Source organism: Flavobacterium sp. (assembly GCF_028712645.1).
Lineage (GTDB): Bacteria > Bacteroidota > Bacteroidia > Flavobacteriales > Flavobacteriaceae > Flavobacterium.
This window is the reverse complement of record NZ_JAQTPQ010000069.1, coordinates 1-13,974: the sequence shown is the minus strand read 5'-3', so window position 1 is coordinate 13,974 and position 13,974 is coordinate 1. Positions and strand designations below refer to the sequence as shown.

15 protein-coding genes are annotated in these 13,974 nt (G+C 30.4%); 2 read left to right on the top strand and 13 right to left on the bottom strand.

From position 1 onward, the window contains the following. The 7 genes from PHC28_RS07145 to PHC28_RS07115 all read right to left on the bottom strand — a co-directional run. A partial coding sequence (locus tag PHC28_RS07145) for a nucleotidyltransferase (protein WP_300097749.1) occupies positions 1-735 on the bottom strand: 735 nt, incomplete at its 3' end. Positions 736-822: 87 nt separating this feature from the next. Further along, on the bottom strand, positions 823-1,593 hold the full coding sequence (locus tag PHC28_RS07140; protein WP_300097746.1) for a hypothetical protein: 771 nt from the start codon (positions 1,591-1,593) through the stop codon (positions 823-825). Beyond that, positions 1,587-2,597, bottom strand: a complete 1,011-nt coding sequence (locus PHC28_RS07135; RefSeq protein ID WP_300097743.1) for a helix-turn-helix domain-containing protein — start codon at positions 2,595-2,597, stop codon at positions 1,587-1,589. The genes PHC28_RS07140 and PHC28_RS07135 overlap by 7 nt, the downstream gene beginning before the upstream one ends. A gap of 81 nt (positions 2,598-2,678) precedes the next feature. After that, a complete protein-coding gene (locus tag PHC28_RS07130; protein WP_300097739.1) occupies positions 2,679-3,446 on the bottom strand; it encodes a metallophosphoesterase in 768 nt (255 codons plus the stop codon). Positions 3,447-3,536: 90 nt separating this feature from the next. Continuing rightward, a complete protein-coding gene (locus PHC28_RS07125) occupies positions 3,537-5,069 on the bottom strand; it encodes a type I restriction-modification system subunit M (RefSeq protein ID WP_300097736.1) in 1,533 nt (510 codons plus the stop codon). A 21-nt stretch (positions 5,070-5,090) separates the two neighbouring features. Next, positions 5,091-5,309, bottom strand: a complete 219-nt coding sequence (locus tag PHC28_RS07120; protein WP_208639978.1) for a hypothetical protein — start codon at positions 5,307-5,309, stop codon at positions 5,091-5,093. Between the two features lie 7 nt (positions 5,310-5,316). After that, positions 5,317-5,874, bottom strand: coding sequence for a restriction endonuclease subunit S (locus PHC28_RS07115; protein WP_300097725.1), 558 nt, complete (start codon positions 5,872-5,874; stop codon positions 5,317-5,319). A gap of 377 nt (positions 5,875-6,251) precedes the next feature. Between PHC28_RS07115 and PHC28_RS07110 the strand changes: the two genes are divergently transcribed. After that, positions 6,252-6,524, top strand: a complete 273-nt coding sequence (locus PHC28_RS07110; protein WP_300097722.1) for a hypothetical protein — start codon at positions 6,252-6,254, stop codon at positions 6,522-6,524. 11 nt (positions 6,525-6,535) lie between these two features. Continuing rightward, positions 6,536-6,787 carry a hypothetical protein gene (locus PHC28_RS07105; protein WP_300097719.1) on the top strand — a complete coding sequence of 84 codons (252 nt, stop codon included), beginning with the start codon at positions 6,536-6,538 and terminating at the stop codon, positions 6,785-6,787. Between the two features lie 41 nt (positions 6,788-6,828). On the opposite strand, the gene PHC28_RS07100 is transcribed toward PHC28_RS07105, so the two are convergent. From PHC28_RS07100 to PHC28_RS07075, 6 genes are all read right to left on the bottom strand, one after another. Further along, complete coding sequence (locus PHC28_RS07100) at positions 6,829-8,208, bottom strand: relaxase/mobilization nuclease domain-containing protein (RefSeq protein WP_300097716.1); 1,380 nt, start codon at positions 8,206-8,208, stop codon at positions 6,829-6,831. Next, positions 8,205-8,600 (bottom strand): hypothetical protein, encoded by a 396-nt coding sequence (locus PHC28_RS07095; protein WP_300097713.1) that lies wholly within the window; start codon positions 8,598-8,600, stop codon positions 8,205-8,207. The genes PHC28_RS07100 and PHC28_RS07095 overlap by 4 nt, the downstream gene beginning before the upstream one ends. A 759-nt stretch (positions 8,601-9,359) precedes the next feature. Further along, the gene (locus PHC28_RS07090; protein ID WP_300097710.1) at positions 9,360-10,553 is read right to left on the bottom strand and encodes a VapE domain-containing protein; all 1,194 of its coding nucleotides are present in this window, start codon (positions 10,551-10,553) and stop codon (positions 9,360-9,362) included. Between the two features lie 167 nt (positions 10,554-10,720). Then, positions 10,721-11,023, bottom strand: coding sequence for a DUF3853 family protein (locus PHC28_RS07085; RefSeq protein ID WP_300097707.1), 303 nt, complete (start codon positions 11,021-11,023; stop codon positions 10,721-10,723). A 169-nt stretch (positions 11,024-11,192) separates the two neighbouring features. After that, positions 11,193-12,227 (bottom strand): hypothetical protein, encoded by a 1,035-nt coding sequence (locus PHC28_RS07080; protein ID WP_300097704.1) that lies wholly within the window; start codon positions 12,225-12,227, stop codon positions 11,193-11,195. After that, positions 12,224-13,516 (bottom strand): site-specific integrase, encoded by a 1,293-nt coding sequence (locus tag PHC28_RS07075; protein ID WP_300097701.1) that lies wholly within the window; start codon positions 13,514-13,516, stop codon positions 12,224-12,226. Before PHC28_RS07075 ends, PHC28_RS07080 begins: the two co-directional genes overlap by 4 nt. Positions 13,517-13,974: the final 458 nt, after the last annotated feature.

Below are 13,974 nucleotides of genomic sequence, written 5' to 3'. Positions count from 1 at the left end.
ACCAAACATAATATCTCTATGTCTTTTTAGAATTTGGACAACTCTCTGTAATGGTTCTTTTTTTGATTGGAATTTAGGTAATGGTTTGACACTTTCTTTTAGTAATATGGTTCTATTATATGCCGTTTTTTTCCTATCGTTAAACCAAGCAGCATAACCAAAAGGATTGCTTTTTAGCCAATTTTGAGTTATTTTATCGTGATGGTAATTGTCAAGAGTATTATCAGTAATTCTAACAGCCAAGTTATCTAAATCCGTTTGACTTAAATTTACATACTGTTTCTCCATTAAAGTAAAGTGATCCTGGCTTACAATTGCTGGAAGAATGTCTAAATGAAATTTGGTGTCTTCTGCATAATCAATTCTCCAACATCTTTTTCCTTCCTTTTTATTAAGCATTTGTTTATAACGCTCATCTTGTTCAACTTGTTTTTTGACTTCTTGTTTTAAATGAACTTGTGCCCAACTGTCGTGCTTTCCTTTTAATCTGCAAACAATATCAACGTCTAATTCATCATCCGCCATTATAGGTTTTATCATTGTACCTAAAAGAAATGAACCTTGAGGCATAACATCCGGTCCATAATCTTTCAATAATGAAGTGTCCTTACAAAGATGGTCTCCAACAGCTTTATACCTTTGTTCAACTAATCTATATTGATCTTCGGTTAAATCTAATGCTACTCCAATTTCTTCTAATATTCTATTTACCGATGTTGTTTGAGTTCCTATCATATTTGGTTGTTTTCTTTGTTGTAGCAATCTAATTGGAAAGCTATTTTGGTTGGTTTTGTAATTAGTTATTTTATTTCTTCATTTATTTTATTCCGTTAATTGGAAAAGTTTCACAAAACGATTGAAAATTTCCTGCATATCCCAAACACCAAATCCATTGTCCTTGAAAATGGCAGGATTCGGTAATTCGTTTTTCACCAGATCAGCAAACTTTTGCAAATCGGCTTTTATAGTTTCGGGTGTTTCGAATACGTCATTTGCATTCAGCATCAAGACCATTCTGAACACATCGTATTTGTGCTTTTTTATATTTACAGACTGAACAGCTTGACCACTTGCCTTTCTCTCGGTGTTGTTCAAAAAAGCAAAAGCTTTGAGGCATATTAGCGTGTGCGGCAATGCGAAATGAACATCGCCTTTTTGTTCGCTATTTTTAAGGGTATAGGCATAATATTCTTCATCCAAAAGAATAGCCGACAAACTAGATAATCCTTCTTCGACAGGAATAGGGGTAAGATGGGCTCCTTCGTTGGCATCAATCACATCGGGCACTTTGCAAAACAATTCTAGTTGTTTTGGGAAACCCAGAGTAGCTGGTTCAGCAAAACGATAGCAGTTTCTTTCCTCTTGGTTTTTTTGTTGAATGGCATACTGCCCTTGTTTGATGAATTCCCAAAATTGAACAACAAATTCTGGTGACAAGGCCTCTACGATTAATATGATATCAATATCATCAGTAGCTCGAGGCGTAAACCCTGCTTCTTCGATAATGATATCACAAGCGGTTCCGCCAATGATGATGTAACTGTCTTTGAAATCCTTGAAATGTGCGCTAAATGTATCTAATCCTACTACCATATCATTTTTTCTATTATTTGTTCTAAAGCCATTTCTACTCTTTCGTCGTGATTGTCTTTTAGACTTAGGTATAAAGACAATGGATCTACTACTGATTGATGATTTGGCATTTCAGCGGCTAAAGTTCTCGGGTTGTATTTCCATACTTCAATAGCATATTTTCCTTCTCGAGTGTTGGCATTAATTAAGCCGTTGTTTTTTTGCAAGAAATAAAAGGCGCTTTTTTCGATAGCATAGTAGTGTTGTTTGCTTGGATTTAGGCTTGTATATTCCGGAAGTGCTGAAGCATTTGTTCTTAGCATAGAAACATTGCCAGTCAAGTCATCAACATAGACTGTTTTTAGTACCGGACTTGTTAGGAGATTTTGCTCTTCTGCTCTGCGCCATAATTCTTTTCTTTCGAACTTAAATTTGATGTATTTCTCCTTTTCACCACTTACTTCAATTAGTTCATTTTGCATTAAATCTTCAACAGCATAAGAAACCGCCATAGGTGTGTACTCTAATTTTTTGGCAATTTCTTTGAATGAATGTTCTTCCATATTCCAATTAGTATTGCCGTGAATAATATGATATAGCAACAAAAACTGGGAGGAAGGCATCAAGTTTTTGTTTTTTTGTTTTGTTTTTGCTCTTGTATAATTTTCGCTTAAATTGATAAATAGGTCTGGCAAAAAAAGCTGTTTACCCGGTACAATAAAGTTTATTCCTTTTTCAATTAATCGTTTTCTATCGTAGGATTGCAGATTTTCTAAAACCAAAACAACAGTTTTACCTATAGCACTTCTGATTAATTGCAAATGTTTCTCTGTTTGTAAAATACTAAAATTGTCTTCACTGGCTTGCTCTACTAAGACTATGTTTTTATCGAAAAGAATGGTATCAAATACTTTATATGTTTGGGAAAGGTACAAAGGTAAATTGCCCAAAAAGTAATTTGAGTTTTGGTTTTCTAAAGCATTCGTGCCCAGTGTTTCGTTGATGTAATTAATAGCTTTTTTCATAATATCTCTTTTAATAAAGTTAAAAATTAGTAATAAAGTGATTAACTTTATTGTGCAAATATAACTTTATTATGTTATATGTCAAATTATTATGTGTTTATCAGGATTAAAAAGCAGGTTTTCCTCGTGATGTATATAACCTAGTTGATTTGTCAGCATTTGTGTATTGCCAATTTTAAAATCTGCCGTGTTGTAGTGACTGTGTCCATAAATCCAATAGTCAACAGCAGAAGCTTCAATAGTATCGAAAAGTTCCACTGCAAAACCCTCATTTATTTTACTTCCTTTATATATCTCAGGGTAATTCATAAATGTGGGAACGTGATGGGTCACCACTACCGTTTTTCCTTGATTTTCCAATTGTAGTTCCTGATTGATAAAGTTGATGCTGTCCGCGTGCAGCTGGTTGTACACTTCTGAAGTCAGTCGGTTGCCCTTGTATTTAATCACGTGAAAATCGCTAAGCCCTCTTTCCACATTCCACTGATTGGCTGGACTAATTTTGGACCATAGTGTAGAAAAAATCAATTTGGTGTCTTGAAGCTGGACCACCTTATTGTTTAGCAAAACAACATTAGTCCTAATTTCTTCCCATAGCACACCCGATTTGTCAGCAGCATCAAAATAATAGTATTCGTGATTGCCGGGAATCCAATAGGTCATTTGAAAATTGTCGGATAAGTAACTAAAGAAATCTTGGTGTTTGTCCATCACGGCAAAAGGCACAATATCACCCGCCAATATCAATATATCACCACTAGGTAATAAGGGATTGGCTTTTATAAATTCCTTGTTTTTAGGGAATTCTAAATGAAGGTCGGATACATATTGTATTTTGCTGGGTTGCATAAAAATTGATTATTATAAATTATTATTTAAAAGGTTCTCGATACATTTTGTGTTCCGTTTCACTTCACAAAAAACACTCGAACTGACGCTTTAGATTAAATCCAACTCTTTTAAGTAGTTTTCCATTTGGTTTTCTACTTCGGTAAGTTGGCTTTTTAGTTCTGTTATCTTTAGATGCGTAGCCTTAATATCTACTTCCTCTTCTTCTTCAAACGTATCTACATAACGAGGAATATTCAGGTTGTAATCGTTTTCAATAATATCAGCGATAGTAGCACGATAACTGTATTTGTCTTCTATAACAGCCCCTTTTTCAGTGGTTAATGGCGCAGCTGCTTTGAATGCCTTGAAAGCTGTAACAATATGTTCAATATCACTATCTCTGAATTTATTTTGGTTTTTCCCGCTTTCGAATTCACGACTGGCATCAATAAACAAAATGTCTTTATTTGCTCCTTTTCCTCTATTGAAAATCAATATGGCTGCCGGAATTCCTGTGCCAAAAAACAGGTTGGCAGGTAAACCAATAACAGCTTCCAATAAATTTTCATCGATTAATTGTTTCCGAATTTGTCCTTCGCTACTGCTACGAAACAAAACGCCGTGTGGCACAATTACACCCACTTTGCCCACATCTTCATAAGTAGTTTCTATCATATGACTGATAAAAGCATAATCCCCTTTGCTTTTTGGAGGAACTCCTCTATGGAAACGCTTGAACTGGTCGGATGCTGCTGTGTCGGCACCCCATTTGTCTAAACTGAAAGGTGGATTTGCCACGACGATATGAAACTTCATTAGCTTGTCTTTCTCCAATAGCTTTGGGTTGTTGATGGTATCGCCCCATTCAATTGTGGCACTGTCTTGTTCGTGCAAAAACATATTCATTCGACACAAAGCCCAAGTACTTCCATTGTTTTCCTGACCGTAAAGCGAATAGTTTTTCCCCTCCACTTCGTTAGCCACTTTTATCAATAAAGAACCCGAACCACAAGTTGGATCACAAATTCTATTTCCGGGTTGTGGGTCAACTAATTTTGCCAATAATGTACTTATTTCGCTTGGCGTATAAAACTCGCCAGACTTTTTGCCACTTTCCCCAGCAAACTTCGAGATTAGAAATTCGTAGCTGTCGCCAATGATATCGTTGCCTTCTAAATGGGAGGGTTGTAAATCTAGTGCCGAGAAATCGACCAATAAGTTTTTCATAATGACGTTACGCTGCTTGGTTTGACCAAACACCGTTTCGGAATTGAAAGAAATACTACGGAATACCATTGCCAATTTAGAACGGTTGGCATCCTCTAAAGCTGTCAATCCTAGATCGATAATTTCACCGATATTTGGCTCACTACGGTTTTGATATAGGTAATCGAAATTGCTTATTTCTGGCAATATAAACCGCTCTCTTTGCAATTGGCGTTGTACCATTTCTTCATTATCAGGGTATTTAATGCGGTATTGCTCCACTTTGTCTTTCCATACATCGGAAAGGTATTTTATAAACAATAATGTAAGTATATAATCTTTGTATTGCTCGCTTCCCATTACAGGGCGTAAAGTGTCACAGGCTTTCCAAACTATATTGTTGATGTCTCTTTGTGTAATTATATTCTCTGCCATATTGATTGTTTTATGAAGCTATTATTTTTTATTATTATTTACTAAATCATTTAATGAAGCAATATCGTTTTTTTCTAAATAGGTGCCTAAATGCATATCACTTCTTACATTTAGATCAATGTTATACTTTTGTTCGATAGTCCCAATATGTGTATCACTTCTTTTTTGTCTTAATTGTCCATCGTCGTTTCTACTTCTTTCCCCTTTCATTCCAGGAGCGTCATTTTTTACTTTAGCCATTTTAAATCTATTTTATGATTTTTGAAATTGTTGTTTGAAATAGTTTTTGTTTCTCCTTGATTAATGCGTCTGTAATTTGAATATCCTTAAAATATAATTCTTGTAACGCTACTACTTTTTGTTGCTGTTCCAATGCTATTAAGTTAAATGTAAAATCTGCCAGTTCATTTTTACGGATGGATGGAATTGTACTTCCGGCACCAGACTGTTGAAAATGCAACAAATTTTTAGGAAGATTTAAAACCGAAACCAAGTAGGCTGGGATAATTCTAGTTTTATCAGGTCTTAAAACAAAAAATATGGAAGATGCGATAGCATTGCCAAAGTCTTTTTTATATAAAGTTGCAAAAAAACGAAACCCTTTTGCCACAAAAAGTATATCTTCATCTTGTAATAGATTAGTTGTTATTTTTGAATCTTTTTCTAAAAAGGTGTCATTCTCCCCAATATATTGACCAAATTCATTGAAATGCTTGGCTTGTAAATACGGAATAGTACCGCCTTTACTAGGTTGTCCGTAATAACCGAACTGAATATTTGCTATTTCTTTTATCTTGACCTGCATTTGATTGCTTTTGTAATGTTATTCGTTTCTGATGCAAATGTACGCAAAATAATGAAATATGAAAATTTATTTTGTTGTAGTGTTATTCAAAAAAAATGCTCAATGAATTACCCCGAGGCAGAGCCTCGAAGAATTCTTTTGATTAAAATCAAACTAACATTAACTAAAAGTCAATATTTTTAATTCAACAGAATAAAATTGGCTAAAAAAGATAAATTGTGAGGAATATATAATGAGTGCTTTTTCAAATTACATTAAAGCATGTTATTTTTTTTCAAATATCCCTTATTATCATAAAAAAAATAAAATAAAATTGTAAGTTAAAATCGGTTAAATTAATATAACTTTGTTGGAGTACTAATTGTCAAATTTTAAAAATGAGAAATATTAAAGAAACAAAATTAAGAGTAATAGATGCCAGCTCTATTTCAAGTAAAGAACTTCTTGAAACTTTACATGATTCGTATATGGAAAGAATAAATGTTTTAGTTATGGATAAAAAAAACAACACGTTTATTTTAAAATGTTTTCAAGGGAACATAACAGAACCCTCTCAATCAGAAAATTATTTACTAACTGGAAATATAGAATTGCCACAATATGAATCAATCGAAGAGGAAATTATATCTATAAAATATTCCAATAACTAAAATAGCAAATTATGGAGAATTTAAACGTACAAAAATTTGCTTCAGATTATCTCGCAGCTAGGTTAAACGAATATGAAATGTATTGTATTACAAAACAAATTCGTCTTATTCACCCAACTGAAATAGAAAAGGATGCTCTTTTTAAATATTTGTTAGACCAGGATGTTTGGAATGATTTCAGACTTTCTAGAGAATTTTTAATTGAAAAAATTGATAGTTATTATGTAAAACTAACATTGCTTTCTGTGCCTGATGAATTTTAAGATTCTCATTTATCTTTTAAATTCAAAGAGATTAAAGTTTTTTATAATCTTCTCCTCTTCCTTTTTTGAACTCTTTTTTTTTCATTTTGTGTTAGTGCTTGTGTTGGTGTCGAAATCGATGAAAACATGTCGAGAATAAGCGATAAGGAATTACTGCAATTGTCTTTTTGAAAAGAAGCTTCCATAAACAGATTTTTTGAATTATTATTTTTTTTGACATATTCAATTTTTGGAATAGAATCCAATTTAGAAAAATCAAACCCTACTGCTTCTTTTGGAAACATTTTTAAATCATCTTCAATTACTTTTAGAAGATTTATGGTTTTAATTCTTAATTCCGAAGCTGAATAAATATGTTCGATATCTAAGCTTTTAAAAAGCAATCCATAAATTGCATTTGGATTATTTCCTGTTTGGCTTCTTTTTACCTGTATTTCGATTCCTTTTTTCTTAAAATCAACTATTAGATCACTTAACCTTCTAGTGACACCAATAGCTTCAAAATTAGCCTCAATGGGATTAATTACAGAATAAACACGCCCCATCATGTTTTTTAATCCATTTTCTTTTTCAAGTTTAAAATTTAAGATAGTATCATGTAAGTTGTCTACTGACAAAAGACTACTTAAATCTGAACCATTTAATCGATGGGAACTATTTTGAACTGTGTTTTCATTTTCAAGATTTTCAAAAGAACACAAATCAAAATAATTCCCAGTTGGCTTGTTGTTTTTATCATAGATAACAATTCTTCTTAACTGGTATTCCTCCAATAATTTATCAAATTGATTTTCATCTAACGGTTTTTTATCAAGAACTTCGTATATAATTTTTCTCATTATAGCAGCTAAACTATGCTTGCCATGTTCTAAATGTTCATTGATAGCTGTTGATAAATCAATATTATCAAAATTTTCTTTTTTCTCATCAGCCTTTGTTATTTGATATGTATCTTCAAGTTCTCGACTAATTTTTTGACTCACAAAATAATTTTTCTTGTATTTTGTCTTTCCATTTACAACTTCTTTTTGACGAATAAATTTTCCAAGCATATCAATTTGAGAGGAAACAATATGTATATGGGGATGCTCTTTATCAAAATGCCTATAAATAGCATATGGTTGATCTGAATATCCCATTTTTCGCATATACTCCTCGCCTATTTTATAAATAGTTTCATTGTCTAAAATATCTTCTTTATGAAAACTTATACTAATGTGTAAATTGGGTTTTGATACATTTAAATTTCTATTATTACTTATACTTATTGTTTCAATAATAGTTTTAAAATCATTAAAAGATATATTATTAACTCCTAGAAGTAAACCTTTTTTTTCTCCATCAAACTCTTCATTTTCTTTCTTATGATTGTAATTAACCATATTATAAACATTATTTCCTGTGGTAATATTTGCGATCATTTTTGTTCTTTATTAAAAAAAGTAAGGATTAAATCATAAGATTTTTTTATTTCTTGAAGATTGAAAATAACAGCATCTTTTTCAAAAGTTGAAAAACTATCAAGTTTTTTTTGATTAAAATGCCTTAAAAGTTGGTTGAAATTTACTCCAACTTTTTTAACAAAACCGATTAAAAAGCTAGTTTCAACCAACAATTTCTGGTCCGTTGTTAATACTTTATATTCGTTTTTTAGTAGAATATCTCTAATCATATCACTTAAATTATGATATGTTTTTGATTCCGAATACTTGATTTTTAAGAGTTCAAATTCTTCTGTAGTAAATAAAATTAATTTTTTTACTTCTCTTTTATTTTCTGTTTCAGGTCTTCCGCCTTTGTTATATCGTGCCATAATTATACTTCATTTTATATTTATAATATAGTCATTTAAGAAAACCGACTTCGGAGGTTTTCAGTCCCGCAGGGCAAGGGTTAGGATATATCGAAACTCAAAACGTTAGTTTTTAAGTTTCGATATATATCCTAACATACCTTGCTTTAAAATTATTTAATTATTTAATCATTTAAGTAAATACATTAATTGATGATAAATTCATTGACCTTATATTTAATAGGTTTTAAATTTGAAAGAAATAGCCAGAAATAAATTTCAAGAATTGCAAATTTGTAAAAACAGGTAAATGATTTTGAAAAAAATGTATTTTAATATATGTGTTATTGTATTAATGTATTAATACATTAATGTGTTATTGTGTTTTAATATATGTATTAATGTATATGTTAACATATTAACACAATAACATGTTATTGTGTTTTTGTGTTTTTTAATTAATTAACTTTTTAGTTAATTAAAACTTTTATTTTTTTACACCCTTTTGTTCATTTTTTATAATAATTTGCTCTCCGTTAAAAAAACAAAAGGGGATAAAAAATAAATTAATACATTATTATAGTTTTTCACCTACCTAATTACCTAATCTGTATTCATAATACTTAACAGCCTAATGTTACCTACCTAATTCTTACCTATCCTACCTACTCCCTTCATTTTATTATAATGTTAGGTAAGTTAGGTAAGACATAAAAAACACAACTTACCTAACCTCAAGTCTTATTTTGGAGGGGTTAAGGTAAGTAGGTAAGTAGTTTATTAATTTTTAAAATCAAATGGGTTTGCTTCGAATTTTGGTTTTGCCAAATACCCGTAAACTTGTTTTTTTGGATGTTTTAATCTCATGAACCTATATCCTGATAATGCTTTACCTAACTTTTCGCGACTTAATTTCAATCCTAAAGGAAGTAGTTTAGTCATAACATCGGTAGATGTATAGAAATAGGTAAGTTCATCGGTTTTTTCGAAGTATTTTATAATTACTTCCTGCTCGATAGTTAAAGAAGTATATTTCTCATTTCTTTTTTCATTTTCGATAATATCTTCAGGTGTGAGTTCTGGTTCAAAATCTACATCAAAATAGGCTAGATAATAGGCTTGAGCCCAAACATTATCAATATCAATAGTTTTAGAATAATCGAAATTAATTCTTCCAATAACATCAAAAATAATCCATCTCACACTTCCTGTCTCATCTTTAAGAAAATCTACCATATTTGTACTGCCGATAAATGAGCAGATTCGGGGGAGATTTTCAGCGCGACGTTCATAAGGTAAACGTTCATTAATAAAAACTTTTGAAATTAGTGATTTAAGATAGTTCACTTCGGTTTTACCAATAACAGACAATTCTTCAAGGTTAATTATCAAATTTTTGCACATTTTAACTCTTGAATCTCTATCCATTCCAATATCTTCAGCTATATAATTAGAGATTTTTTTGGGCATTAAATATTGAATAAATGTTGATTTACCACTATGCTGGTCACCATTTGCAAGTACTAGACAGTGCTTATTTATCTTTTCTTTATTAAGAGCACAAATTACTGCTCGAGCTAACCATTTTGTAAAATGGTTAGTGAAAGCAATATTATCATCGGTTTCGATATGTGCAGCTAAATTTCCAATATAATCTACTTTCAAATCCCATTTCGGTAATTCTAAATAATATTCTTTAATTGGGTCATATCGTTCAATCAAATTTGATTTAATTAAAATTTCTAACTTTTGATAATTAGTTTCCACATTATTCTTATTTAATTCAATAAGTAATGAGTATAAATTTAGAGACTCCCAATTAGAATTTCCAATGATATTTATTTCATAATCAAGAGAAATTGTGTTAAATCGGATTCGATACTTATAATCTACATACTTCATTATTTTATCATATATTGTATTTGAAACTGTTTCAGAATGATATAAATCTTCTGAACTTAAATTTTTTTCCATAACATTAAAAGATATTGCGGAAGTACTCTATATTTGCAGAGTATTCCAGATTAAAAAAATTAAAAAGCGTTTTTGGATTGGAAGTCTAAACGCTTTTTTGTTTTGTAACAAACAAGAAAGACAAGCATGGAAATTTTATTCTAAACTTGTCTTTCTTGTTTATAAACTTATCTCCTTCCTCCTGATTTCCTCCCTGCCAATTCAAGAGCAAGACTAGCATCCACAATAATTTTACGGCCAATTTGTGTGATAGCAAGGTCAATTTTTTTACTCTGTTTTATACGATTTGCAGTTGGTTTGCTACATCCAAAGAGCATTGCTAGTCCTTTGATACCATAGACATACCTTTTATCTTCTTTAACAGATACATTAGGTTCTAAATTTGGTTGGCGGGAGTCGTTTTGAAGGAAAAGAAATTCTTCTCCAGTCATTTGCCAAAGTGGCTTTTGTTTTAATATCTTAATTTCCATGTCATTTACTGTTACATTAAACAATGCCTTGTACTTTGGCTTCTTGTTGTCAACATGGTAAAATTAGATAGGGGAAATCAGGGAAAATCAGGGGTAAATAAAATAATTAAATTATAAAACATTGATAATTAATCATTTAAAAATAAATATGTTTTAATTTTAAGGAAAATTATTTATTTGAGTCTAATTGAGTTTCTAATTGCTTAATTGCATCTAAAGATTCATAAAATTCAGTTGCTCTTTTATTTCCTTTTCCTTTTTGAGTGACTATATCATTTAATCTTTTTTCATATTCTAGAACTTTTGATATATTTAATTGTTTAAGAATCTTTTCAATCCAGTATTCTTTAAAATTAGGATCAATCCTTTCGGAAAGAAATTTAATTAAATAACATATATAATAAAGCTTTCTAACTTTTTTTTGTAAAATAGATGAACTTTGTAATAAGTTAAAATTTTTATTATAATCATCCTCAGAAGCTCCTTCAAAAATATTACCATTACAAATAACATAAATAGAATATATCAGTCTTGAATTTAAATATTTAGTCTTATTTTCAATAGAATTATCTTTTTGTATATCCTTCTCACTTAAATAATCAATTAGTATCTGTTGAAAATCAAAACTTAACTCATAAACTTTTCCAAAAACATTATTCACATTTTTAAAAGCAACTATTTCTAATTCTTGTTTTTTTTTCCATAAATCATTCAATTCAAGTACTTCTGGTTCTAAAAGAGATTTTTGATAGGCGTGTTCTTTCCATAGCATTTCAAGTTCAAGTTTAGTATGCTCCCTAAATCCAATACTATCTAAAGTTCCATTTACAACTTTGTAATCATTTCTAATTTCAGTCACTTTTTTGCTTTGATCTTCAATTAAATAATCATATTTTTTAGCGTATGTACTAATCTTATATTCAATGTTAATGCTGTCAAAAAAAATTTTGTTTTGACTGTAACATTCCAAATTTTTATTTATTTCAGCATATAATTTTTTAAATAAAATACTGTATTTTTCAGGAGCTAATTCAATAACAAGATTTGCAAGCATTGTATCAAATTCTTGAGGATCACTAAATTTACAATGGAAATCAGTTATAAAACATTGATTATCAAAAGAAATATCATTTGTTTCAACTGAGTTTTGAAATATTCTGTTAAGTTTACCATAATGGGGCAATAGCAAGTTTATATCTATCATATTTCATTAAATTTACTCATTGCATTTACTCTTACATTATCAGCCACATCAATATAAGGTTTCATAGCTTTATAATCACTATGACCTGTCCACTTCATTATTACTTGAACAGGTATATTTAAGGAAAGTGCATAACAAATAAATGTTCTGCGACCTGCATGTGTTCCTAGTAAAGCATACTTTGGGGTAACGGTATCAATACGTTCATTACCTTTGTAATAGGTTTCTCGTATTGGTTCATTTATACCAGCTAGTTCCGCTAACTCTTTCAAATAATCATTCATGCGTTGATTACTTATCACGGGAAGCGCCTTATCATTTTCAAAATGAATATCCTTGTATTTGTCGAGTATAGCTTTACTATGATTATTCAAATCAATTATAAGACTATCAGCTGTTTTAACCGTTGTTACTTCTATATGCTCAGCCTTTATATCGCTTCGACGTAAATTATTTACATCGGAATATCTCAAAGAACTGTAGCATGTAAATAGAAAGACATCTCGCACACGATCTAAATATTGTTTTGTCTCAGGGATCTTATATTCACGAAGTTTAGTCAATTCGTCCGAAGTAAGAAATATAACTTTTTTGGGGGTACTTTTCATCTTAGGTTTAAAGGATTCATAAGTCTTTAATTCATTATAACCTTTATTGCTTCCCCACCGAAGAAACCACTTTAGAAAACCTAATTGTTTAATAATAGTACTATTACGCATTTTTTTAGTGTCACGTAGAAATATTAAATATTCATTCAGTCCGAATTCATTAAAATAATCAAATGCCAGTTTTGAATTAAAACTTTCTAAATGATTTTTTACACTATCAAATTTTTCAAAAGTTGATTCAGACCAATTGTTTTGCCTTCCACATTCTTTTACAAACTCATCAAATGCTTTAATAAGATCTACTTTTTCATTTTCCGGTTCTGCATCATCTTCAAATTTTAAGTTCTGTCCAGCGTTAAATTCTTTTTTTAAAATTTCAGAAGTTGGAAGTATATTTTGAGTTTCCCAAATTTTAAAAATCTTCTCAATTCGTGATTCATAATCTCCTAAATCAGTATTTATTTCGGAAGCACTTTGTTTAAGTTTATTTGTGCAACCATTTTTAACACGTTGCTTATCGGAATTCCATTTTTCAACATCGATACGATATCCTGTCGAAAAATCAATACGGTTATTTGCGAAAATTACTCGCATTCGAATTGGCACATTCTCAACTATTGGAATACCATTTTTCTTTCTGTTCTCTAATGAAAAAATAATATTCCTTTTAATATTATTCATAATTGGGGGCGTTAAAAGTTACACCCAAATTTACACCCAATTTTTGAGATATGTAGTGATATTATATGATATTTTGTTTTATTTATAATTTGTAACAACCTGTTAATTAAGAGATAATTGAGTATTTATGATTACTTATGATACTATAGGTTACAGTCCCTCTTTCTCCGCCAGCTGGAAAGCAAATTGAATTAAAAACCCTTAAAATCGTATGATTTTAAGGGTTTTTTCTTTTGGTAATGTGGTCAAAAATAGTTGGTGATTTTTTATTTTAGATTAGTTAAATTACCTCCGTCAAATTGAAGAGGACATTGGCTCTGCTGAGGAGTAACCAACTAGCAATAGATTTGATACATATACGAAAATGAGGGCAGTTTATCTGCCCTTTTTTATACATTTTTTGGTATGTCCAATGGCTAAAGAAAACCTACTTATTGTTTTGATTTTTGTAATACAAA

Excerpts from the sequence above, each read along its gene's own strand:
- PHC28_RS07140 (WP_300097746.1), bottom strand. The coding sequence starts at position 1,593 with ATGGTAGTAGGATTAGATACATTTAGCGCACATTTCAAGGATTTCAAA.
- PHC28_RS07135 (WP_300097743.1), bottom strand. The coding sequence starts at position 2,597 with ATGAAAAAAGCTATTAATTACATCAACGAAACACTGGGCACGAATGCT.
- PHC28_RS07130 (WP_300097739.1), bottom strand. The coding sequence starts at position 3,446 with ATGCAACCCAGCAAAATACAATATGTATCCGACCTTCATTTAGAATTC.
- PHC28_RS07125 (WP_300097736.1), bottom strand. The coding sequence starts at position 5,069 with ATGGCAGAGAATATAATTACACAAAGAGACATCAACAATATAGTTTGG.
- PHC28_RS07120 (WP_208639978.1), bottom strand. The coding sequence starts at position 5,309 with ATGGCTAAAGTAAAAAATGACGCTCCTGGAATGAAAGGGGAAAGAAGT.
- PHC28_RS07115 (WP_300097725.1), bottom strand. The coding sequence starts at position 5,874 with ATGCAGGTCAAGATAAAAGAAATAGCAAATATTCAGTTCGGTTATTAC.
- PHC28_RS07110 (WP_300097722.1), top strand. The coding sequence starts at position 6,252 with ATGAGAAATATTAAAGAAACAAAATTAAGAGTAATAGATGCCAGCTCT.
- PHC28_RS07105 (WP_300097719.1), top strand. The coding sequence starts at position 6,536 with ATGGAGAATTTAAACGTACAAAAATTTGCTTCAGATTATCTCGCAGCT.
- PHC28_RS07100 (WP_300097716.1), bottom strand. The coding sequence starts at position 8,208 with ATGATCGCAAATATTACCACAGGAAATAATGTTTATAATATGGTTAAT.
- PHC28_RS07095 (WP_300097713.1), bottom strand. The coding sequence starts at position 8,600 with ATGGCACGATATAACAAAGGCGGAAGACCTGAAACAGAAAATAAAAGA.
- PHC28_RS07090 (WP_300097710.1), bottom strand. The coding sequence starts at position 10,553 with ATGGAAAAAAATTTAAGTTCAGAAGATTTATATCATTCTGAAACAGTT.
- PHC28_RS07085 (WP_300097707.1), bottom strand. The coding sequence starts at position 11,023 with ATGGAAATTAAGATATTAAAACAAAAGCCACTTTGGCAAATGACTGGA.
- PHC28_RS07080 (WP_300097704.1), bottom strand. The coding sequence starts at position 12,227 with ATGATAGATATAAACTTGCTATTGCCCCATTATGGTAAACTTAACAGA.
- PHC28_RS07075 (WP_300097701.1), bottom strand. The coding sequence starts at position 13,516 with ATGAATAATATTAAAAGGAATATTATTTTTTCATTAGAGAACAGAAAG.